The organism is Prochlorococcus marinus CUG1433, assembly GCA_017644425.1.
GTDB lineage: Bacteria > Cyanobacteriota > Cyanobacteriia > PCC-6307 > Cyanobiaceae > Prochlorococcus_A > Prochlorococcus_A marinus_U.
On the sequence record JAEPLN010000001.1, the window covers coordinates 261,981 to 278,966 of the forward strand.

A 16,986-nucleotide genomic window follows, 5' to 3' on the forward strand; every position below is an offset into this window, starting at 1 on the left:
AAAAGAATATCTCTATAAATCTACTACTAAATGCTGTAAAAGACTTTAAGAGGACTTAAAGGTATATGAAAGTCATGATAATTTAACATCTATTAAAAAATTTAACTACCTATTTTTTCAACGGCAGCTCTTGATTTCAAAAGGATATTCCCTTTTAAGGGGATAAATCCAAGGGATGAAGCCTTATCTTGATACTCATCACTTAACAATTTATTAAAGGTTTGTTTGATTGCTTTAGTATTTCTACCATTACCTTTTTCGTAAGCAAGTATCCATGTCAATGAAGCTATAGGGTACGCTCCTTTTGCTGTTGGATTAGGATTTTTACCCGCAAGATTTTCATCTAACGTAATACCATTAAGAGCCTTAGCTCCTGCTTCTGCAGATGGTTTTAGAAACTCCCCTGAAAGATTTTGAAGTGCAGCAGCCTTAACATTACCTTTAATATATGACTGATTTACATACCCAATTGCGCCTGGAGTGTTTTGAATTACACCTGCAACACCAGAATTACCTTTTGCTCCAACGCCTGCTGGCCACTTAACTGATTTACCAGTTCCTAAAGTCCATGTTGGTGAAAATGCTTCCATAGAGTTTGTGAAAGCCTTAGTAGTTCCAGAACCATCAGAACGATGTGTCCAAGTTAACTTTCCTGATTTACAGCCTAATTCTTTCCAGTTTTTAACCATACCCATTGCAACTCGTACTGCTTGCTCTTGAGTAAGTTTCAAATCGCAATCATAGTTATAACCAAAGGCAATAGTTCCTCCAACCATAGGAATCTGTACTAAGCCTCTTGATACCTTTTCTATATCCTTAACCTTCATAGGATCATCAGAAGCACCAAAATTTACTGTTTCATCTATAAAGGCTTTTCTGCCAGAACCAGAACCTACTGCTTGATAGTTAACTCTTGGTCCACCTGATTTGGCTAAGTCAAAAAACCACCTAGTATAAATTTTGGAGGGAAATGTAGCACCTGCTCCGCTCAATCTTTTTGAAGCAATCGCTTCTTGAGAGAGAACTAATGAGATAGTAGAAGAAAAAATAAGGATTTTTTTTAAAATGCTCACTTTGTAATGAGAAATGAGTCTGTTAAATATAAATTACAATCATGAGGTAATAAAAAATTTAAAGATATACAAATCAAATTATTTTGATATATAAAATTATTATTTATATATCGGCATTAAGAGCTCAGCTAATAATTTAAATTTCAATTAAATATCAACTTTTTATTTAGAATTTAATTTTTGTTTTTACTCTGTTTTTATTTTGAGATTTGAATTCAAAAAGTCCTGTATCAGTAAATATGGTCAACTCATCTCCAGATGTTTCTTCAATTGCAATTCCCTCAGACTCTAAATTTTTAACATATACATTACCAATAAGTTTTAGAGATTTGTCATCCTTGTCAAAAGAAAGCTTGTCCGAATAAGCCTCAAAATTACCACTATTACTCTTAATGACTACATTTCCCTTAGCCTCTAAATCACCTTCTAAAGTATTTATTTGAGAATCAGATGTAATTGTGTAATTAGTTAATTCCTCAGCAAAAGAAAATTCAGCTAATAGAAATAAAAACGATGCTAGAAGTACGCTTTTCATTTACTCCCATCCCTTTTCTGCATTTTGAATAATCCATCGTGCGAGAACCTTATCCTCTCCATCCCTCAATTTATTTTTATAACCCTTCATAAAACCAATCCCATCATTAGCAATTATTGTTATTGAATTTACATCTGCTATACCTCTTTTTTCAAGGTCTGAAAGTTTTAATGATTTAGATCCTTTGAGAACGACTGATTCACCTCTTACATGGCAGCCTGCACAAACATTTCTAAAAATTGTTTCTCCATCTCTAATATCAGAAGCCATTAGATATCTATTATGCAAAGAGGTTTGAAAAATAATTATTAAAGTTATTACAGGAATTACAAATAGAAATTTAAATATTTTCATTACATTCAATTTATATTGCCTATAACTAATTTAACCTTTAATTCTTACTCAAGATATATCTATTTTAGGAGCTCTACTGCAACGACAAGATTTCCTAATAAACCGTTCAAAATATTTAGTTGTTCTTTACTACCAAATGCTATTAAAACCTGACCTGGTTGAAGTATGAAATTACCTCCAGGGTTGGTAAATAATTTTTCGTTCTCTTTTATAGCTAAAATTTTTGCACCACTCTTTTTACCTATTCCAAGTTCAGAAAGAGATCTTTTCTCTGCTGTTTCAAAAAGACTAATATCATTACTTAATTCAAATTCTTCAATTTCACATTCACTCCCTGCTAAAAGATCAAGAAAATCAATAGCTATAGGTCTTAAAGCCATTGATGCCATTGCTCTTCCTGCTGCGATATAAGGGCTTACAACTATACTTGCACCAGCCAATCTCAACTTATTGGCAGCCTCTTCAGTCCCAGCCCTTGCAATTACTCTTATAGAACTTCTTATCCCTTTAGCACTTAAAACAACATATAAATTTGCAGCATCATTAGGCAAAGTAACGACCAAGCTTTTGCATTTTTCTAATCCTGCCAGTTTTAAAGTCTCATCAAGAGTTGCATCAGCACAAAGTACTTCTAAACCATTTTCTTCTGCAATCTTTTTTCTATCTTCATCACTCTCAACGACGATAATAGGAATGTTTTGCGTTTTTATTTGGTTAGATATTTCCTGACCTACTCTCCCATATCCGCACAAAATTACATGATTTTCCATTTTCCTAAGAATTCTTTTAAAACGTAATTCGTTTACTCTTTGAAAATAGCCGGATTCGAATAATCTAACAGCTTTTTGAAAAGTAAATTGAATAAAGATCAATCCGCCAACGATTACTAAAACAGTTACGATCCTGCCTTCAGGACTTAAGGGTTGAACTTCTCCAAAACCAATAGTGGTTATTGTGATCAGAACCATCCATAAGCAATCACTCCATTCCCATCCCTCTGTTATTCGATAGCCAATTGCACCTAAAAAAAACAGAAAGAATAAAGAATAAATAAGACCAAACCAAGGCCTTAAATAGTCTTTAATAAAATAGAACTCAAATAATCTAAGCTTCATATCCCTTATTATCGTTAACTATTCAAAAATTTCAAAAAAATTTTCTATTATGTTCCTAAAACTATTTATTTGTTTAAGTGAAATACATATTAAGCAGGATAATAATATTTATTTTTGTAGCTCTATGCATTAAACAAATGATTACTGTCTCAGGTCTTATTTAATGCTTCATTAAATTAATTCAAGGTTTTACTTGTACTGATTCAATAAGAAAATCAGAAGCTGCTTTTAACCAATCCGCGACTGTAAGACGAAGATCAGGTTGAGAATATACGAGCGCAATAATAACTCCAACTAAAATAAATTTCATGATGGCATTTAAAATATTATTATGAATTAAAGCACAACTATTTAGTAAAAAGAACCTTAAATTTATAAAAAATAGATTAATTAAAATTTATCTAATTGATTAAACAAGTATTCCACTCTTCTAAGATTTACGCCTAGATCAGATTGCCCTAATCTTGCTGCAGATCTTATCTGAATAATTCCTTTTGATCTATCTACATAACTTCTTACATCAAGCTTTAAAATTTCGAGGTCATCTGGAAATCTAAAGATTAAGCTTCTACAAACGCCTCTCCAATAATTTCTACCACTTTCAATAACTTCTGTACGAGGTAACCCTTCTGCCAGAGAAACAAGTTGAATAAACTTTTGATCAACATTTATTAGTTTCTTTTCTACCAAGACACTATTTAATGGATTAGTTATTGGAGCAAGACCTTGAATGGAGGAAACCATATTTTTAATAAAGATATAGATGTTCTAACCGATTTCATATACAAAGTGAGAGAGAAAAAGTAAATAAATTCACCATAAATTTAATCTCTTTATAAAGATTCCTTATTTTTTGATCAAAATTCTAAAATTTGAGATTTTTAATTGTTTTTTTTGATAGAGATGGTTGTCTACCTTTATTACTAGTTAGTTTCCTAACCCATAAAAAAACTCCCACAAACAAAAAAAATTCAACAATAATTCCAACCTTTATTAGACTCATTTTTTATCCTCTTTCTTCTTTTTGGTGCCCTCAATGTATGGCACAAGAATATTTAATAACCACTTTTTAAATGAATTTAACGGTTTCATAATCTTTTTACTTGCCTTTTCTCCACAAACTCCTCCCTTTAATGAGATCCTCTATATTGGGCCAAGCTGCTATTAATTCTTTAAGTGCCTTTCTGTTAGGAGTATAGAAAACACATGACAATGCACTTATTACATAAAGTATGAACCATAACTTACTTTCTGAATAAGCTAAAAACAGAGAGAAAAGAAAACTTCCAATAAAGAAAAAGAAAAATGACCTATTTATTATTTCTAATGGAGTTCTTTTAAGTCTGTAGAAATTAATCTTTTTAATATCTTCTTCAGTATCTTTCTGAAATTTACTTTCGTACGAATTAATTATTTCTTCTTCTAGAACTTTTTCATACTCTAAATTATCAATTGGATCGCTTTGATCCTTTTTATTTATCATTGGTATCTATAAAGTACAAATATGGTAACTAATTTAAGGTATTTTAAAAAGTATCAAATTTTATCTGTTAACTGGAGCTATACGAACAGATCATGGTTTTGAAAATACTTCAAGATTGTCCTATTTATGAAAGATAAATTAGTCAAAATATTCTTCTTGATTTTCCCAAATCTATAGGTCATTTAAAACAATCACTTCTATAAACTTCATAGCATTAATTAAATTGAGAGGCAATATCTAAATCTAGAGTTAAAATAGTTTAGAGATTTTAATAATAATCTATATGCAAAGGTATTTGATTTCCTACGAATTTACTGATGGCGAGGATCAAGAAGAAGGGGCAGAAATGCTAATTAATTGGTATGAATCAGGCGGTCCCCAAAACAGACCTGAAAACTATGAGGTTCATTCTTGGATTTTTATGGTTCAAAATGGGATTGGACATTCTGTAGTAAGTGCAGATTCTCTTGAGACAATTTGGAAGCAATGGCATCCCTGGAGAAGGTTAATGGATATAAGTATTCAGCCGTGTATGGATCTTGATGAGACAGTCGGATTATTCAAAAAACAAAAAATGAATACGCGGATAGTCTAAAAGTATTTGACTTCCAAATATAAATTTCTTTTTAGTAGCACCTAATACTACATAAATATTTCACTGCGTTAAAAAGGAACAGATTAATTTTCCATGATGAATGATTCTTATCACATTTACTTCAAAGGAGAAATTCTTTTCAAGAATTTAAGTAAAGATGAATTTGAATTTGTTTGGGGAAAACTCTATACATCTTATATAAATGCCCTAAATAAAGAACTAACCTACGAATTGATTAGCGAAAACAATATTATGGAGCCTGCCTTTAACCTTGAGCCATCTTACTAAATCAAGAACTAAATCCTAGATTATGAATAAAACAAGAAAAGCTGTCTATCTTTTATTTTGAGGTACTCTTTTTCTTCTTTAGTTATATCTAAAGCAATTTTATTTGCCTCAATTTCGACATTCGAACTATAAGTTTCAAAGTTTTCCACTCTTTTAAATAGGGCAACAATGCCAATATCTGTTATGAACCAAATAAAGTGATCAGTTTCTCCAATTGGCTCCTCTTTTAAAGAGTCGATAATCAAATCACTTGTCGAATCCATTTAATTTTTCTGGGAGAGACTTTTAATTGCCCCCATTGCAATACCTTACCGCCTCTGAATTAGTACCACCATCTTCAATAATTTCGGCAACACATTTATTAAAAAGTTTAGACTCTTTTTTTACTGAACAGAATCCAAAAGCAATCGCAGCTAAAGCTATTGCAGATACAAAACTAGAACCAAGTTGTATAAAACCATAGGCAAACATAATGTTTTTCTTTCCAGAACATTTTTTTGAATCCTTTTTTTCTTCTGTCATTTAAGTTTTTTTAACTAAATCAACCATATTTGATTAGTTCCAGGTTTGAGAAATTTTTACATAGAGAAAACCGAATTAAACAATTTATACTCAGCTATGACAAAAATTAAAAATTTCAAGTTTAGATTGATTTTTCTTCACTTTAATTTTTAATTTGATACATCATGAAGAAAAAACTTTTTAAATTTTTTATCAACATGAGCTTCTGGTATAGATATTTTATCTTTTTAAAAAAGTAATGATCCCATAGTTATAACAAGAGATTATCTTACTTTTTAAACTATATTTTATTTTTTTTTGATGAAGTATTAATACTTAAAAAGTTTTCCAGAAAAGCTTGTTTTGATAATGCTCCCGAAGAGTTATCCACTTTTTAAGCGTTTTTCAACAGGGTTTTCCACAATATGTTGATTAAATTTAGATTTCTATGTGCAAAATAAAATATTATCTTCTTTTAAGAAAAAACTATCCACAAATTATTTTTGGAATCACTATGATCTCAAATGTCTTTTAAATAATTTAGGGACAAATCTTATGAATCTAAATGATACAAAAAAGGATCTAACTCCCGAAATAAAAAAAGAGTTGGAAAAATCTAAGCTAGAAGTTCTTACCAATGAAAATGATTTTTTAGTAAAAAATCTCAAAAAGCCTGGATGATTTACTAGAGCTAAAACATATTCTTAAAAAATAAAACTTCAAAAATTCCTTTCTAGGTCGAAAGAATTTTCTCTTTAATGATTACCCAAATATATTTTTTAATTTATCAAATATAAAATTTCTATTAAATATACAAGTAAATACTCAAGAGACCAAACGTATAAAGCAAATCCTAGTTATATTAAAAGAATCTCAACAAGAGATCAGATCAGAAATATAAACGGAAAATTTCTAGTTTTTTAATTATATAAAAAATTATTTTCCTCCACTCGAATCATTGTCTCTACCAAAATATGAATACTCAAGAACTAAAAGTCAATTATAAAACTCTCTTAAATAAGGCTGCTCAAGCAAACGGTCGTAAAGAAACTGTTTCTTACTTAAATCGTGCTGCTAAAATCAAGTCAAAACTTTACTCAACTTCTAAAGTAAATTGCTTTAGATGTAATGGAGCTGGTTTCCTAAGAATTTCATTAGATGAAACTAAAACCTGTTTATCTTGTTATGGGAAGGGATTCTTAATAAAAGAAAATCAGCAGCTTTAAAACAATTTGATTTATAAATGAAAGATCTCATTCAATCTCACAAAAAATTAATTAAGTCAGTAAAAGAGCAAATGGGATTTTCTGATTATGGGATGTACTGGTTGGCTTTCCTGGAAGGGGGTATAACTATATGGTTGCTTGATAGAATATTTTTCCACTGGTTAAAGTTTTAATTTTTATTTTTGTCAAAAAAATTTTGCAGGTATTAAATAAATTAATTTATCGAAACCATTTAAAAAGTTGTAGCATAGTAAAAAACCAATATGCAATTACTGGGATTAATTCTTCTTCTAGCTAGTAGCTGGTACCTATGGAAATTAACATCAAACTTTCTTGATGAACCAACAAAAAAAGAGCTGACAAATAGTTTTAATAATCTCAAAAATAAATTATCTGAAGGGAAACAAAACCTCTCTAAAGCAAAAATAAGTGAAGCTTGGGAAAAATACAAAGAAGAAGGTGGAGCTTTATCTAATAAAGAAAAAAGCTAGTGGACTTTTTTATTATTACAAGTCTCACTAAAGATATTTCTAGAATTGATCTAATTGGTATTTTGATTGGTCATTTAATTTTTGGTGTTGCATTGACACAGATTTTAGATTGGACGTGGTTAAAAAACCTTATGAGTGAAGAAGATAAAACAAGGATGCTTAAAAGCTATACATGGAAAGACTTATTAGTAGATGCAGCAATTGTTACGGTAGTTCTAGGAATAATCTTTTTGATAATTAGCATTTTTCTATAAATGAACGTGACTTACATCCTTTTAGTTTTTTTAATGATGTCAATTGTGATTTTCACTCAAATAATCAATTCTTCCGATAAATCAATATAAATGACAGAAGTAACAAGCAATTCCTCAAGTGGGTGGTACTTAATTGCTTTGGTAAGCACTTTATCTTTTTTAGCCTTAATTTACTTTGGCCAAAAAAAGTAGATTAAATTTTGAAGGACTATTCAAATTCATAAAAAAAAGCTCTGCAACTACTTGAGATGCAGAGCTTTTGATAATTAAGTGATTGATTTATATAAATCTATTGATGATGAAACCTTTTTTCTTAATTAAAGAAAAAGAGACCGATGAATGTGATGAAGATACTGAATTCACGGTCCCTTTGATAACCGCATTTTTCGGTAGATACGACAATGAATCACCTCCTTTACTAATGTTTTTTTAAAGATAACTAAAAGAATTAAACAAGGAAAGAAATACGTTAAAAATTTAAAAGTTTTTTAACAAATCTAAGATATAAATCTCATCAATACAAAGGTAAAGATATCACCAGGGCAAAATTTCTCCGTTGGAATGCCAAAACATCCCCGAATTATTTTTATTTAAAGAATCAATACGTTTTAAAAGGCCATTTGCTGATTCTTCAGGACTAATTCCATTACTTGTAAAGCCAGTCATTCTTGTACTTACTAACCCAGGATGCAAAATAGCTACATAAATATCTTCTCTTGATAAATCTATGGAAAGTGATTTTGCTGCCATAGACAAGGCTACCTTAGACATCCTGTAACCATAAGAACTTCCTGATGTATTATCTTCAATAGACCCCATTCTACTTGTGATAAAAGCAACTTTAGAAGATCTTTTTAAAAGATGTCTAAGTGATTGAGTCATACATATTGGGCTCAATGCATTAACTTCAAATTGACGCAAAATACTTTTCTTATCTAAGTTTTCGAAAGAATTAAATTCATAAATTCCTGCATTATGAATTAAGCAATCTAAACTAACTCCAGATAGTTTTTTACACAAATTTGTTATCGACTCATCAGAAGAAATTTCTATATTCTCTTCAATTCTTACTCCTAAATCTCTAAGTTCTTTTGAAGCTTTCCTACATGTTGCAATTACATTATCTCCCCTCTTATGAATTTGCCTACATAGTTCTAATCCAATACCCCTATTTGATCCTGTAATTAGATAAGTCGACATCTCTAAACAAAAAAATAAAAAATCAATCTAAATCCAAATATAAAAGAAAACGAACTAGAAAAAGAAAAAATTTATAAAATTCCTTATTAGATTTTTTAAGGTTATGATAGTTTATGAATTTTAAAAGATTTTATAAAAGAAAACAAAGATATTTTTATAATCAAAATTTAATGTATGGAAATTTTCAATCAAGAATTTTTACAAGAGATTATTAGGTTAACTTGGAGAAATCCTGCTTTTATGGCTATAGCTATTGCATTAGTCTGGCTTATCCCACAATTATTTATCAGTAAAATAATGGCAAAAAAATATGAACAACGAAAAATAGAAATTCAGAAAAATAAAATTCAGAAGCTTTATCCAACCAATACTCCTAAATAAGATTTTTATTTATAAGATAATCTAATAAATCAAAAATATTTTTTGGATCTAAGTAAAATATGACTTACAAAATAATTAGAATTGATGGGAAAGACGATGAATTAACCATTCAAAGTTTTGATAAGTATTCAGATGCATATGATTTGTTAGAGAAACTATATGGAGATTTATGTTGTTCAGATGCTGATTATGGGGATATAACCTATTACGATATTGTAGAAAATAATTGAAAAAATATTAATGGAGAATAAGAAATGGGCTCCCTCCCAAGAAGAAAATTTAGGAGTAATAACGAGTGTATATGAATTCATTAAAGAAGAACTTTTAGAACTTCAAAAAACAACTGGATGTCCCGATTCATTTATTTATGATTTTATTGGCAAAATTCAGAATGAATGGCATACTGAATCTTGCCACTCCATAGTTAGAAATAAAAAAAGGGTAAATTAGAAAATATTAAATCTTCAACTCAAATTTGTTAATCTTTAATATAATTTGAATTTTAAAATATTAATGCATGATTATTAGAATACTAGGTATCGTACTTATCCTTGGTACTGTTGCATATTATGGTTTAGTCTTGACTGGGCAAAGCAACCTTTAGTTTTTTCTCTTAAAGTTTTCATGAAATGGCCTCCTACTCTTTGTTGGACAGCACCAAAAACTATCAATGGTAATAGGCATTTTCAAGTTAAAGCTTATGGTGGTAAAAATGAAGATAGATGGGTTGATATTTTTCCTACCAAAAATAAAAAAGATATTAAAAGGATCTCATGGGCAAAACTAAAATCAGAATGGACTACTGGATGGTCAAGACTCCCAAATGATAAAGATTAGTTTGTTTATGTAAACAAATATTATTAACCAGAAAACTGTAAAAAATAATACCTAATACAAAAAAAATAACTTCTAAAATTTTAAAAAATTAGTTTAATATGAAGCCAGAACCGAAGAAAAAACTGCCTAATAAAAAAGTTATAAGTTCAGCAAAATTTGAGGCCAAAGAACAATTCACAAAATCTGCATTAGAAAATTTAAAAACAGAAAATGAAAGACTTGTTAATTCACTAAAAAAATCTGGGGAGATTAAAGAATCAAAAAGAAAATAGACTCCAGTATTTAAAAATTTTTATTATTATAGAAATTTATATATTGGGAAATGATTGAAAAAATCTCTCTAGCAAATTCTCATTTACCTCAACTTATTGGGTTCGTTTTGATGTCAATTGGATATACATTAGGCAATAAATTCTACCTTCCGGAAATCAAACAAAAATAATAATTTCTAGTTATTAAAAATATTTAAATAAATAACTTTGAAAATATATTCCTTATAAAAATTTTTAATATTTTATCTGATTTAAAGTAAAAAACTTAAATCTAATTCTGTTTCAATTAAGACTAGTCTTAAGATATTTTTGATACATAAATGTAACAGTAAAGTACTTAAAAATGTGAAATCCAAAGAAAAAGTAAGAATTCATACTAATTTTTTTTAAATATGTTACATTCATTAATAATTCAAGTTAAGGTTTCCTCTTTCAATAAAGCAGAAATTAGGAAATGTTTGATGTATAAAAATGTCATTTATTCTTTGGCTTACTAATTCATCACATATGAAATCTAAAAATGGATGCACTTACTAGTTTTATAGTTGTTATCATCGCAATTACAATTCAATTCTCTTTATACGCCATCAAAAGGTTGCAGGAACCTTTAGAACCAAATTATTTGATAGATAAAAATTCGAAAAAAAATAAAAACTATATGGGTAAATTTTGGAAAAATGCGGAAATAACAAATGGGAGATTAGCTATGATTGGTTTTTTAGCTTTGATAATAAACTACGGTTTTTTTGGGTGGATAATACCTGGTTTTATTTAAGCTATCAAAACATTAAGGTCTTAAAGAAAAAATCTCTTGTTCAAAACAAACTCTCCTTTTAAAAAAAAAATTTTTATTATAAGTAAAAAAGCAATTGAGTAATTCTGATTTTGATAAGAATGGATTAGATAGCTATGGAATACATTGGCTTCAATATGCTGCTTTTGCTGTATCTGGTTTTGCTATTTTTACAACCTGGGCATTTTTTTATGATGAAAGATTCCACAACTTTGTAATGAATATTTTCAGGGTTATTAACTGCAGTGGGTTCAACTGTAATGGAGCATTTTAAAATTCTATGGCTAATCCAGATCAAAAAACAATATTAATTGATAATGCTTTTGAGGAAATAAAAAACATTTGTATAAATCTTCAAAAAGATACTGATGCTTCGAATTCAGAACTTAAAAGTCTACTAAAACTAATTATTAATGAATGGGAAGAAAAAGAAGAACAAAAAACTGGTTTTGGATTCAGGTAAGGTTAGCCACTTTCTAAGAAGAGACTTAGGCCTAAAATCATTTTAATATGAACAGATTTTTTACTTTTAAAATTTAATACTTAATAATTTACATTTTTTAGAAAGAAATTAAAAAAGAATGAATCTCAAATAAAAGATTCATTCCAGATTTAGCATTAGTTTTATTTAGATTTAAATTTTATAATTTAACTCCTCTGGTGGACTGTCAATCATTAGATCCCTCCTATTCAACAAGTTAAACCTACGCCTTACTTATTAAGAAAGTAAATCAGTAAAAATGCTGATTTATTATTTTCTAAAATGTTTGAATTAAAGATGCCAATTCTGGTGCATCTAATAAAAGTGCAAAAAATGTGAGCACAACTAATAAAAATATGGAAAAGTAAAATTGAATCATGCTACAAAATTACTTAAAAAGAATTTTTTAAGTTGTATAAAATAATGCTTTGTTTACATAATTAAATATCTCTACCTGGAGAAGTTTAATTAGAGAATAATTAAGATGCTTCAGAGGAAAATATCGTCCTATTTATTTGCCAATACTCACAGCCTTTAAGTAAATGATCACCCTGTGGTATGCGTTTTTCGTATTTTGGACAGATCAAGATAGTAGCAAAAGTTTCTGTAGTGCTGTAGCGAAAGTGATTGCAAGTAATACAAATCTTTGTTCGTTTTCGTTTTAGGGTAGATTCTTTTAGATATTCCCATTTTGAAGGATTTACCTTGATCATGATTACTGGAATTTATTAGTAACAATTTGCCAACCTCCTGAAATTAATTCATTCCATGTTTCACAAGCACACTCAATAGAATGAAGTCTTGAATTTTTAAATTGGGCTGGTTCACCTAATTCATTTGCATAGAAAAGATGAGTGTATACTTGTAAGTTATTAGGTACAGATTTCTTATAACTCTCAAAAAAAATTAATAAACCACTTTTTTTGTTAAACAACCAGCCAGTTGGGGGGTCAATAAGGCTGCCACGATAAAAATAAGTCCGAACATTTGCGACTCCTGAAGTCATGAAGATAATACAATTGTACTATTAATATAAATGTACTACTCGTAGGCGTCAAGTATTCCTCTGGTAATTATTTAAAACTAAAATTACTTTCCAGAAATAATCAGCCATAAACTTCTTATTTGGTAATAGTGAATACAAGTAACTCCTTCAAAAGGGAAATACCATTAAGTTGTAGATCCATACATATAAAATGTATCGAAATCCCTTCTATCTTGGATGGAATAAAGGTTGGTCTTTTCTATTTTTTTTAGAGGGTGGCATTGCAAAAATTGAAGCAAAAGGTTTTGGAATTTCCATTACAACAAAAGTTGAGAAAGGAGAATCACCCTTAGAATCTGCTGATAGATTAGTTTCGAAAGAGCAAAGAATTAGAAAATCAAGATATTATTCTTGGGTAAAATCTATCAATGAAAATCAATAAATTAACCAATCCTTAAATTTCTAAAGTTATCTTGACAGTCAATTTAAAATAGGAAATAGTCATTTATTTTTTGTGTCCAATAAATTTTATGAATGGTGGAAAAACCATAGAAAAGTTGTAACCTACGGAGCTTTTATCATCTTGTTTGGTTTTTATTTATCTCCTGTTGTCAAAGAAGCAAAATACAAAAACCAATGTATTAAGTACTCTACTGAAGGAGCTTTAACTAAATTTAATAAGGACAATATAGGAGAAACTCTACTAGAAGAAACAGGTTTGAATATTGATGAACTTGCAAAGATTGAAGGTTATAAGAATTGCATTAAATAAAAAATTCACAAAAATTAAGCTGAGTTCTTAAATGATTAAAGGTATTTTTAAACTTATTTTATTAATATTATTATTTGTATTTATATCAATAAGTCCAAAAACAAGATATTTGGTTGGCATAACTCTAAAAGAAATTTCTTCATTTCTTTTATGGACTGTTAAATATGAAGATAGAGAAAAATGGATTATGGATAAACCAAGTTGGATACCTAGCCAAAAACTTAAGCCATCTTATTAAATGAAGACTTATTTAGAAGAACGAATTGAATGGTATGACGATAATTATAGAAATGGTAATGCTTTAATTTCTGATAAGCAGTTCGATCAACTTGAAAAAAACTTATTAAGAACAAAACCTTATTGTGATTACTTTAAAAAGAAAAACAAACTAGTTTTACCTCCATTAGAAAAGGATTCAATAGATGAATTTTTGAAAGGATTATTAGTAGATACCAAATTATTAATTGAACCAAAAATTGATGGTTGTGCTGTTGCTTTGCAATATAGGGACGGAACCTTGGAGAAAGCAATTTCAAGAAAAGGGGAAGACGTTACTAGTAAACTTATTAAAGTCCAAGACATTCCCAATAAACTCCCTTTAAGAGGTGTTCTTCAAGTTAGAGGTGAATTATATGCACCCAACCAAAGTCCAAATATCTCCCAGAGAATCGCTTCTAGATTTCTAAGAGCTGAAGAAGGATTTTCTGAAAGTCTTAGCTTCTGCGCATTTCAAATACTTAATTCAACACTTAACCAATATGAGTCCAAAAAGAGTCTTTCGAAGCTTGGCTTCACGATCCCTCATGATATTTCATGCAACTTTACGAGCCAAGTTGAAGTATTTAGAAAACAATGGCTTGAAGGGAAGCTTTTTAGTAAATATCCAACAGATGGAATAGTAGTAAAAATAAATTCCAGAAAATTACAATTGATTAGAGAAAAATCAAATTTAGATTATCCTTATTGGCAAGTTGCAATAAAACGTTAATGGAATTAATACAACAGATTTTTCCTACTTGGCATATTTACTTGGATATGTTTTTGGTTGGCTTTGCAACTTACGGTTTTCTGAGAATTCAGAAAAAAATAAAAACTAAATAAAGTTTTTAAATCATCTGTCGTCCTTAAGCATGGATTTAAGTTGTTCGGTATCTAATTGTTCAAGATAATTTCTCATTGCCAACCAAGATCTTCTGCTTTCTAACTTTCCACTTTGTTTGAATAAATTTGCGGAAACTTGATCTATCAATTCTTTATGAGTCATATTTACATTCTTCATCAAGTTCAATGACAACACCATTAAAAAATTCTGCTAATAATTTTGATGGGTCTTGCATAGATATTTTTCTATCTACTTTTGATAATTTCTTTTTGATTGGATTTAGGTCAGTCATACAGATTCAGGTAATTCAAGTTCTTCAAAAGTCCAACCTTCTAATTGAAGGTCATGCCATTTATCCCAAGCATTATCCAAATACATTTGAGTAGATGATTTAAGTGCCATTGGCTCACCAAGATCATTTGCATAATATGTATGTGCAAAAATTCTCATACTATTTCTTGGAGATTTTTTATTCCTTATAAATAAAATTAATTTGCTGCGGTCTTGGCTAAGCAACCAACCACTTGGGGACTCATTACGATAACCGTAAGAAAAATTAGTCCAAACATTAGCTCCTCCTAAAGTCATTGCTTTATAATACATGTGTACTACTAATATAAATGTATTAGAAATGGATCGTCAAGTATTTTGGCAAATAAATTATTTTCACTGATAGAGAATAAAAAAGCTCAGTTTTTCCAAAAAAATAAAATACCCACCAAAAGCCTGTTTTAGCAAGCATTTTGATAGGTAACACCGGATCCCCGTCAGTTCTCTGCTGCATCGACCTGGAAATGCCAGAAGAGGATTCAAAGTGGGCTTTCGTTTCCGATTACAAGATCGGTTTACTACCACGTCACAACAGTCTCCTCATGTCGAAAGAGAGTCAGATCAGAGCACATAAAGAAGAACTTAACCAAAGATCCAGTAATCTAACTCTAACTTATTTTTTTATGCATTTGGAGATGGCCAAATGTCTCTTACCATAGTTAATAAAATTTGAGCTTCATCATATCTTTCTGAATCCGTTTTACCATTTAATAAAAATGTGATGTGAGCCATTTTTCTTCCAAGAATTTCGCGAGATTTGCCATAACAATGAATATTAGAACCCTCAATTTCAGATAACATTTTAATTCTGGTTTCCATTGAGATTGGGAAATTCTTTTTTAACCCCAGTAGATTTATCATAATTGCACCTTCACAGTTCATTTTAATTTCAGGTGGCATTATCCCAGAAGAAATGCAAACATATTGATCAAACTGACTTGAAGTGCAAGCTTCAATAGAGAAATGAGCTGAGTTATGTGTTCTAGGAGCTATTTCATTAATTAAAAGACCATTATCTCCATAGAAGAATTCAATTGCTAAAACTCCAACGTAATTAAGTTCATTGACTATTGAAGAGAAAATATTTATTGCAAATAAGTTCAAATCATATTCATTTATTCCAGGTGCAAGAACCCAATCACAAACATGGTTTGATTGGAATGTCTCAACGATTGGGAAGAATCTTATCTTACCGGTCCTATCTCTCGAACCAACAAGAGCCAGTTCTTTTTCATACCCTATCCATTCTTCTATTAACCATTCATCAGAATTATTCTCTGTTAAAAAAGAATCTAAATCTTCTTTTTTATTTATTTTTATGTTCCCTTTACCGTCATATCCACCTTTATTCGATTTTACCATTAATGGAAAAGTCCAATTATTAATTTCCTCACCCGAGAGATTTTTAAAATCTTCAATACTTATCCATTTTGGACAGGGAATATTCATTCTATCTAATAATTTTTTTTGAGAAAACCTATCTACCAATGGCTTAATTGAATTAAGACTTGGAACAAAAATATCATTATTGTCAATTAAATTTAATTTATCAATTTTTATCCATTCATTTTCAAAAATTATTTTTTCACACTCTTTAATTAATGATTTATTACCTCTTATCTTTAAAGGATCAGCTTCTATGACATGATCTGCTTTTGAACCAGCAGGATCATTACAAGATTTTGTTTGCACACATACTTCTAAATCTCTTTTTTTTGCTGCCTCAGTTAACATCAAAGCTAATTGACCTCCACCAATTATTCCTAGGGAATAATTTTTTTTAATGTTGTTTATATTTTTTTTTAAACTCATAGCATGATTTTATTACCATTTCTAATTCTTAACAACTGAATTTTTAAGTATCTAGAGCTTAGATTTTGCTAATATATAAAGTATTTAATACTAAATATTTATAAAT

35 protein-coding genes and 1 other RNA gene are annotated in these 16,986 nt (G+C 29.3%); 19 read left to right on the forward strand and 17 right to left on the reverse strand.

Going from position 1 to position 16,986, the window contains the following annotated elements; all coding sequences use genetic code 11:
- Positions 1–101: 101 nt before the first annotated feature.
- The 7 genes from pstS to JJ842_01575 all read right to left on the reverse strand — a co-directional run bounded on the left by pstS (position 102) and on the right by JJ842_01575 (position 4,560).
- The gene (gene pstS, locus JJ842_01545; protein MBO6970597.1) at positions 102–1,073 is read right to left on the reverse strand and encodes a phosphate ABC transporter substrate-binding protein PstS; all 972 of its coding nucleotides are present in this window, start codon (positions 1,071–1,073) and stop codon (positions 102–104) included.
- Between the two features lie 166 nt (positions 1,074–1,239).
- Positions 1,240–1,608: a hypothetical protein gene (locus tag JJ842_01550; protein ID MBO6970598.1), complete on the reverse strand. Its 369-nt coding sequence runs from the start codon at positions 1,606–1,608 to the stop codon at positions 1,240–1,242.
- Positions 1,609–1,962: a c-type cytochrome gene (locus tag JJ842_01555; GenBank protein ID MBO6970599.1), complete on the reverse strand. Its 354-nt coding sequence runs from the start codon at positions 1,960–1,962 to the stop codon at positions 1,609–1,611.
- A gap of 59 nt (positions 1,963–2,021) precedes the next feature.
- Positions 2,022–3,077: a potassium channel protein gene (locus tag JJ842_01560; GenBank protein ID MBO6970600.1), complete on the reverse strand. Its 1,056-nt coding sequence runs from the start codon at positions 3,075–3,077 to the stop codon at positions 2,022–2,024.
- Between the two features lie 390 nt (positions 3,078–3,467).
- Positions 3,468–3,821, reverse strand: a complete 354-nt coding sequence (locus JJ842_01565; GenBank protein ID MBO6970601.1) for a DUF1499 domain-containing protein — start codon at positions 3,819–3,821, stop codon at positions 3,468–3,470.
- Positions 3,822–3,942: 121 nt separating this feature from the next.
- On the reverse strand, positions 3,943–4,080 hold the full coding sequence (locus JJ842_01570; protein ID MBO6970602.1) for a hypothetical protein: 138 nt from the start codon (positions 4,078–4,080) through the stop codon (positions 3,943–3,945).
- Positions 4,081–4,176: 96 nt separating this feature from the next.
- Complete coding sequence (locus tag JJ842_01575; GenBank protein ID MBO6970603.1) at positions 4,177–4,560, reverse strand: DUP family protein; 384 nt, start codon at positions 4,558–4,560, stop codon at positions 4,177–4,179.
- Between the two features lie 283 nt (positions 4,561–4,843).
- Here JJ842_01575 and JJ842_01580 point away from each other — a divergent pair, with 283 nt between their 5' ends.
- Positions 4,844–5,155: a DUF3303 domain-containing protein gene (locus JJ842_01580; protein ID MBO6970604.1), complete on the forward strand. Its 312-nt coding sequence runs from the start codon at positions 4,844–4,846 to the stop codon at positions 5,153–5,155.
- 93 nt (positions 5,156–5,248) lie between these two features.
- Entirely contained in the window at positions 5,249–5,443 is a 195-nt protein-coding gene (locus JJ842_01585) for a hypothetical protein (GenBank protein MBO6970605.1), read from the forward strand.
- Positions 5,444–5,463: 20 nt separating this feature from the next.
- On the opposite strand, the gene JJ842_01590 is transcribed toward JJ842_01585, so the two are convergent.
- Together JJ842_01590 and JJ842_01595 are read right to left on the reverse strand one after the other, a co-directional pair.
- On the reverse strand, positions 5,464–5,706 hold the full coding sequence (locus JJ842_01590; GenBank protein MBO6970606.1) for a hypothetical protein: 243 nt from the start codon (positions 5,704–5,706) through the stop codon (positions 5,464–5,466).
- Between the two features lie 22 nt (positions 5,707–5,728).
- The gene (locus tag JJ842_01595) at positions 5,729–5,965 is read right to left on the reverse strand and encodes a hypothetical protein (GenBank protein ID MBO6970607.1); all 237 of its coding nucleotides are present in this window, start codon (positions 5,963–5,965) and stop codon (positions 5,729–5,731) included.
- Between the two features lie 953 nt (positions 5,966–6,918).
- Between JJ842_01595 and JJ842_01600 the strand changes: the two genes are divergently transcribed.
- The 5 genes from JJ842_01600 (at position 6,919) to JJ842_01620 (ending at position 8,348) form a co-directional block, all read left to right on the forward strand.
- A complete protein-coding gene (locus tag JJ842_01600) occupies positions 6,919–7,170 on the forward strand; it encodes a molecular chaperone DnaJ (GenBank protein ID MBO6970608.1) in 252 nt (83 codons plus the stop codon).
- A 17-nt stretch (positions 7,171–7,187) separates the two neighbouring features.
- Positions 7,188–7,343 carry a hypothetical protein gene (locus tag JJ842_01605; GenBank protein MBO6970609.1) on the forward strand — a complete coding sequence of 52 codons (156 nt, stop codon included), beginning with the start codon at positions 7,188–7,190 and terminating at the stop codon, positions 7,341–7,343.
- A gap of 90 nt (positions 7,344–7,433) precedes the next feature.
- Positions 7,434–7,661, forward strand: coding sequence for a hypothetical protein (locus JJ842_01610; GenBank protein MBO6970610.1), 228 nt, complete (start codon positions 7,434–7,436; stop codon positions 7,659–7,661).
- A complete protein-coding gene (locus JJ842_01615; GenBank protein ID MBO6970611.1) occupies positions 7,661–7,915 on the forward strand; it encodes a hypothetical protein in 255 nt (84 codons plus the stop codon). The genes JJ842_01610 and JJ842_01615 overlap by 1 nt, the downstream gene beginning before the upstream one ends.
- Positions 7,916–8,210: 295 nt before the next feature.
- Positions 8,211–8,348, forward strand: coding sequence for a hypothetical protein (locus JJ842_01620; protein MBO6970612.1), 138 nt, complete (start codon positions 8,211–8,213; stop codon positions 8,346–8,348).
- Between the two features lie 101 nt (positions 8,349–8,449).
- Here JJ842_01620 and JJ842_01625 read toward each other — a convergent pair whose 3' ends face one another.
- Positions 8,450–9,115 carry an SDR family oxidoreductase gene (locus tag JJ842_01625; GenBank protein MBO6970613.1) on the reverse strand — a complete coding sequence of 222 codons (666 nt, stop codon included), beginning with the start codon at positions 9,113–9,115 and terminating at the stop codon, positions 8,450–8,452.
- A 174-nt stretch (positions 9,116–9,289) separates the two neighbouring features.
- Between JJ842_01625 and JJ842_01630 the strand changes: the two genes are divergently transcribed.
- From JJ842_01630 to JJ842_01665, 8 genes are all read left to right on the forward strand, one after another.
- On the forward strand, positions 9,290–9,496 hold the full coding sequence (locus tag JJ842_01630; protein MBO6970614.1) for a hypothetical protein: 207 nt from the start codon (positions 9,290–9,292) through the stop codon (positions 9,494–9,496).
- Between the two features lie 59 nt (positions 9,497–9,555).
- Complete coding sequence (locus tag JJ842_01635; protein MBO6970615.1) at positions 9,556–9,726, forward strand: hypothetical protein; 171 nt, start codon at positions 9,556–9,558, stop codon at positions 9,724–9,726.
- 10 nt (positions 9,727–9,736) lie between these two features.
- Positions 9,737–9,946 carry a hypothetical protein gene (locus tag JJ842_01640; protein MBO6970616.1) on the forward strand — a complete coding sequence of 70 codons (210 nt, stop codon included), beginning with the start codon at positions 9,737–9,739 and terminating at the stop codon, positions 9,944–9,946.
- Positions 9,947–10,120: 174 nt separating this feature from the next.
- On the forward strand, positions 10,121–10,333 hold the full coding sequence (locus tag JJ842_01645; GenBank protein ID MBO6970617.1) for a TIGR02450 family Trp-rich protein: 213 nt from the start codon (positions 10,121–10,123) through the stop codon (positions 10,331–10,333).
- Positions 10,334–10,431: 98 nt separating this feature from the next.
- Positions 10,432–10,605: a hypothetical protein gene (locus JJ842_01650; protein MBO6970618.1), complete on the forward strand. Its 174-nt coding sequence runs from the start codon at positions 10,432–10,434 to the stop codon at positions 10,603–10,605.
- A gap of 520 nt (positions 10,606–11,125) precedes the next feature.
- The gene (locus tag JJ842_01655; protein MBO6970619.1) at positions 11,126–11,380 is read left to right on the forward strand and encodes a high light inducible protein; all 255 of its coding nucleotides are present in this window, start codon (positions 11,126–11,128) and stop codon (positions 11,378–11,380) included.
- A gap of 94 nt (positions 11,381–11,474) precedes the next feature.
- Positions 11,475–11,672 carry a hypothetical protein gene (locus JJ842_01660; GenBank protein ID MBO6970620.1) on the forward strand — a complete coding sequence of 66 codons (198 nt, stop codon included), beginning with the start codon at positions 11,475–11,477 and terminating at the stop codon, positions 11,670–11,672.
- Between the two features lie 6 nt (positions 11,673–11,678).
- Complete coding sequence (locus tag JJ842_01665; protein ID MBO6970621.1) at positions 11,679–11,861, forward strand: hypothetical protein; 183 nt, start codon at positions 11,679–11,681, stop codon at positions 11,859–11,861.
- Positions 11,862–12,358: 497 nt separating this feature from the next.
- Here the strand turns inward: JJ842_01665 and JJ842_01670 are convergent, their stop codons facing one another.
- Both JJ842_01670 and JJ842_01675 read right to left on the reverse strand, forming a co-directional pair.
- Entirely contained in the window at positions 12,359–12,592 is a 234-nt protein-coding gene (locus JJ842_01670; GenBank protein ID MBO6970622.1) for a hypothetical protein, read from the reverse strand.
- A 2-nt stretch (positions 12,593–12,594) separates the two neighbouring features.
- Positions 12,595–12,885: a DUF1651 domain-containing protein gene (locus tag JJ842_01675; GenBank protein ID MBO6970623.1), complete on the reverse strand. Its 291-nt coding sequence runs from the start codon at positions 12,883–12,885 to the stop codon at positions 12,595–12,597.
- 190 nt (positions 12,886–13,075) lie between these two features.
- On the opposite strand from JJ842_01675, the gene JJ842_01680 reads away from it, so the two are divergent.
- From JJ842_01680 to JJ842_01695, 4 genes are all read left to right on the forward strand, one after another.
- On the forward strand, positions 13,076–13,306 hold the full coding sequence (locus JJ842_01680; GenBank protein MBO6970624.1) for a hypothetical protein: 231 nt from the start codon (positions 13,076–13,078) through the stop codon (positions 13,304–13,306).
- Between the two features lie 72 nt (positions 13,307–13,378).
- A complete protein-coding gene (locus tag JJ842_01685) occupies positions 13,379–13,636 on the forward strand; it encodes a Notch domain-containing protein (protein MBO6970625.1) in 258 nt (85 codons plus the stop codon).
- Positions 13,637–13,667: 31 nt separating this feature from the next.
- Positions 13,668–13,874 carry a hypothetical protein gene (locus tag JJ842_01690; protein ID MBO6970626.1) on the forward strand — a complete coding sequence of 69 codons (207 nt, stop codon included), beginning with the start codon at positions 13,668–13,670 and terminating at the stop codon, positions 13,872–13,874.
- A complete protein-coding gene (locus JJ842_01695) occupies positions 13,875–14,624 on the forward strand; it encodes an NAD-dependent DNA ligase (protein ID MBO6970627.1) in 750 nt (249 codons plus the stop codon).
- 123 nt (positions 14,625–14,747) lie between these two features.
- On the opposite strand, the gene JJ842_01700 is transcribed toward JJ842_01695, so the two are convergent.
- From JJ842_01700 to JJ842_01720, 5 genes are all read right to left on the reverse strand, one after another.
- Positions 14,748–14,900, reverse strand: coding sequence for a hypothetical protein (locus JJ842_01700; protein ID MBO6970628.1), 153 nt, complete (start codon positions 14,898–14,900; stop codon positions 14,748–14,750).
- A complete protein-coding gene (locus tag JJ842_01705; protein MBO6970629.1) occupies positions 14,890–15,030 on the reverse strand; it encodes a hypothetical protein in 141 nt (46 codons plus the stop codon). Before JJ842_01705 ends, JJ842_01700 begins: the two co-directional genes overlap by 11 nt.
- On the reverse strand, positions 15,027–15,326 hold the full coding sequence (locus tag JJ842_01710; protein MBO6970630.1) for a DUF1651 domain-containing protein: 300 nt from the start codon (positions 15,324–15,326) through the stop codon (positions 15,027–15,029). The genes JJ842_01705 and JJ842_01710 overlap by 4 nt, the downstream gene beginning before the upstream one ends.
- 161 nt (positions 15,327–15,487) lie before the next feature.
- A non-coding RNA gene (gene ssrS, locus JJ842_01715) (6S RNA) lies at positions 15,488–15,672 on the reverse strand.
- Between the two features lie 17 nt (positions 15,673–15,689).
- The gene (locus JJ842_01720; protein MBO6970631.1) at positions 15,690–16,880 is read right to left on the reverse strand and encodes a 5-(carboxyamino)imidazole ribonucleotide synthase; all 1,191 of its coding nucleotides are present in this window, start codon (positions 16,878–16,880) and stop codon (positions 15,690–15,692) included.
- Between the last annotated feature and the right edge of the window lie 106 nt (positions 16,881–16,986).

What these genes read in the sequence shown, in the direction of transcription:
- JJ842_01565 (MBO6970601.1), bottom strand. Translation starts at nt 3,821, where the DNA reads ATGGTTTCCTCCATTCAAGGTCTTGCTCCAATAACTAATCCATTAAAT.
- JJ842_01610 (MBO6970610.1), top strand. Translation starts at nt 7,434, where the DNA reads ATGCAATTACTGGGATTAATTCTTCTTCTAGCTAGTAGCTGGTACCTA.
- JJ842_01705 (MBO6970629.1), bottom strand. Translation starts at nt 15,030, where the DNA reads ATGACTGACCTAAATCCAATCAAAAAGAAATTATCAAAAGTAGATAGA.
- JJ842_01710 (MBO6970630.1), bottom strand. Translation starts at nt 15,326, where the DNA reads ATGACTTTAGGAGGAGCTAATGTTTGGACTAATTTTTCTTACGGTTAT.
- JJ842_01580 (MBO6970604.1), top strand. Translation starts at nt 4,844, where the DNA reads ATGCAAAGGTATTTGATTTCCTACGAATTTACTGATGGCGAGGATCAA.
- JJ842_01600 (MBO6970608.1), top strand. Translation starts at nt 6,919, where the DNA reads ATGAATACTCAAGAACTAAAAGTCAATTATAAAACTCTCTTAAATAAG.
- JJ842_01635 (MBO6970615.1), top strand. Translation starts at nt 9,556, where the DNA reads ATGACTTACAAAATAATTAGAATTGATGGGAAAGACGATGAATTAACC.
- JJ842_01585 (MBO6970605.1), top strand. Translation starts at nt 5,249, where the DNA reads ATGATGAATGATTCTTATCACATTTACTTCAAAGGAGAAATTCTTTTC.
- JJ842_01655 (MBO6970619.1), top strand. Translation starts at nt 11,126, where the DNA reads ATGGATGCACTTACTAGTTTTATAGTTGTTATCATCGCAATTACAATT.
- JJ842_01640 (MBO6970616.1), top strand. Translation starts at nt 9,737, where the DNA reads ATGGAGAATAAGAAATGGGCTCCCTCCCAAGAAGAAAATTTAGGAGTA.
- JJ842_01650 (MBO6970618.1), top strand. Translation starts at nt 10,432, where the DNA reads ATGAAGCCAGAACCGAAGAAAAAACTGCCTAATAAAAAAGTTATAAGT.
- JJ842_01560 (MBO6970600.1), bottom strand. Translation starts at nt 3,077, where the DNA reads ATGAAGCTTAGATTATTTGAGTTCTATTTTATTAAAGACTATTTAAGG.
- JJ842_01665 (MBO6970621.1), top strand. Translation starts at nt 11,679, where the DNA reads ATGGCTAATCCAGATCAAAAAACAATATTAATTGATAATGCTTTTGAG.
- JJ842_01720 (MBO6970631.1), bottom strand. Translation starts at nt 16,880, where the DNA reads ATGAGTTTAAAAAAAAATATAAACAACATTAAAAAAAATTATTCCCTA.
- JJ842_01700 (MBO6970628.1), bottom strand. Translation starts at nt 14,900, where the DNA reads ATGACTCATAAAGAATTGATAGATCAAGTTTCCGCAAATTTATTCAAA.
- JJ842_01575 (MBO6970603.1), bottom strand. Translation starts at nt 4,560, where the DNA reads ATGATAAATAAAAAGGATCAAAGCGATCCAATTGATAATTTAGAGTAT.
- JJ842_01620 (MBO6970612.1), top strand. Translation starts at nt 8,211, where the DNA reads ATGATGAAACCTTTTTTCTTAATTAAAGAAAAAGAGACCGATGAATGT.
- JJ842_01675 (MBO6970623.1), bottom strand. Translation starts at nt 12,885, where the DNA reads ATGACTTCAGGAGTCGCAAATGTTCGGACTTATTTTTATCGTGGCAGC.
- JJ842_01570 (MBO6970602.1), bottom strand. Translation starts at nt 4,080, where the DNA reads ATGAGTCTAATAAAGGTTGGAATTATTGTTGAATTTTTTTTGTTTGTG.
- JJ842_01670 (MBO6970622.1), bottom strand. Translation starts at nt 12,592, where the DNA reads ATGATCAAGGTAAATCCTTCAAAATGGGAATATCTAAAAGAATCTACC.
- JJ842_01595 (MBO6970607.1), bottom strand. Translation starts at nt 5,965, where the DNA reads ATGACAGAAGAAAAAAAGGATTCAAAAAAATGTTCTGGAAAGAAAAAC.
- JJ842_01645 (MBO6970617.1), top strand. Translation starts at nt 10,121, where the DNA reads ATGAAATGGCCTCCTACTCTTTGTTGGACAGCACCAAAAACTATCAAT.
- JJ842_01630 (MBO6970614.1), top strand. Translation starts at nt 9,290, where the DNA reads ATGGAAATTTTCAATCAAGAATTTTTACAAGAGATTATTAGGTTAACT.
- JJ842_01605 (MBO6970609.1), top strand. Translation starts at nt 7,188, where the DNA reads ATGAAAGATCTCATTCAATCTCACAAAAAATTAATTAAGTCAGTAAAA.
- JJ842_01690 (MBO6970626.1), top strand. Translation starts at nt 13,668, where the DNA reads ATGATTAAAGGTATTTTTAAACTTATTTTATTAATATTATTATTTGTA.
- JJ842_01590 (MBO6970606.1), bottom strand. Translation starts at nt 5,706, where the DNA reads ATGGATTCGACAAGTGATTTGATTATCGACTCTTTAAAAGAGGAGCCA.
- JJ842_01695 (MBO6970627.1), top strand. Translation starts at nt 13,875, where the DNA reads ATGAAGACTTATTTAGAAGAACGAATTGAATGGTATGACGATAATTAT.
- JJ842_01550 (MBO6970598.1), bottom strand. Translation starts at nt 1,608, where the DNA reads ATGAAAAGCGTACTTCTAGCATCGTTTTTATTTCTATTAGCTGAATTT.
- JJ842_01555 (MBO6970599.1), bottom strand. Translation starts at nt 1,962, where the DNA reads ATGAAAATATTTAAATTTCTATTTGTAATTCCTGTAATAACTTTAATA.
- JJ842_01625 (MBO6970613.1), bottom strand. Translation starts at nt 9,115, where the DNA reads ATGTCGACTTATCTAATTACAGGATCAAATAGGGGTATTGGATTAGAA.
- JJ842_01680 (MBO6970624.1), top strand. Translation starts at nt 13,076, where the DNA reads ATGTATCGAAATCCCTTCTATCTTGGATGGAATAAAGGTTGGTCTTTT.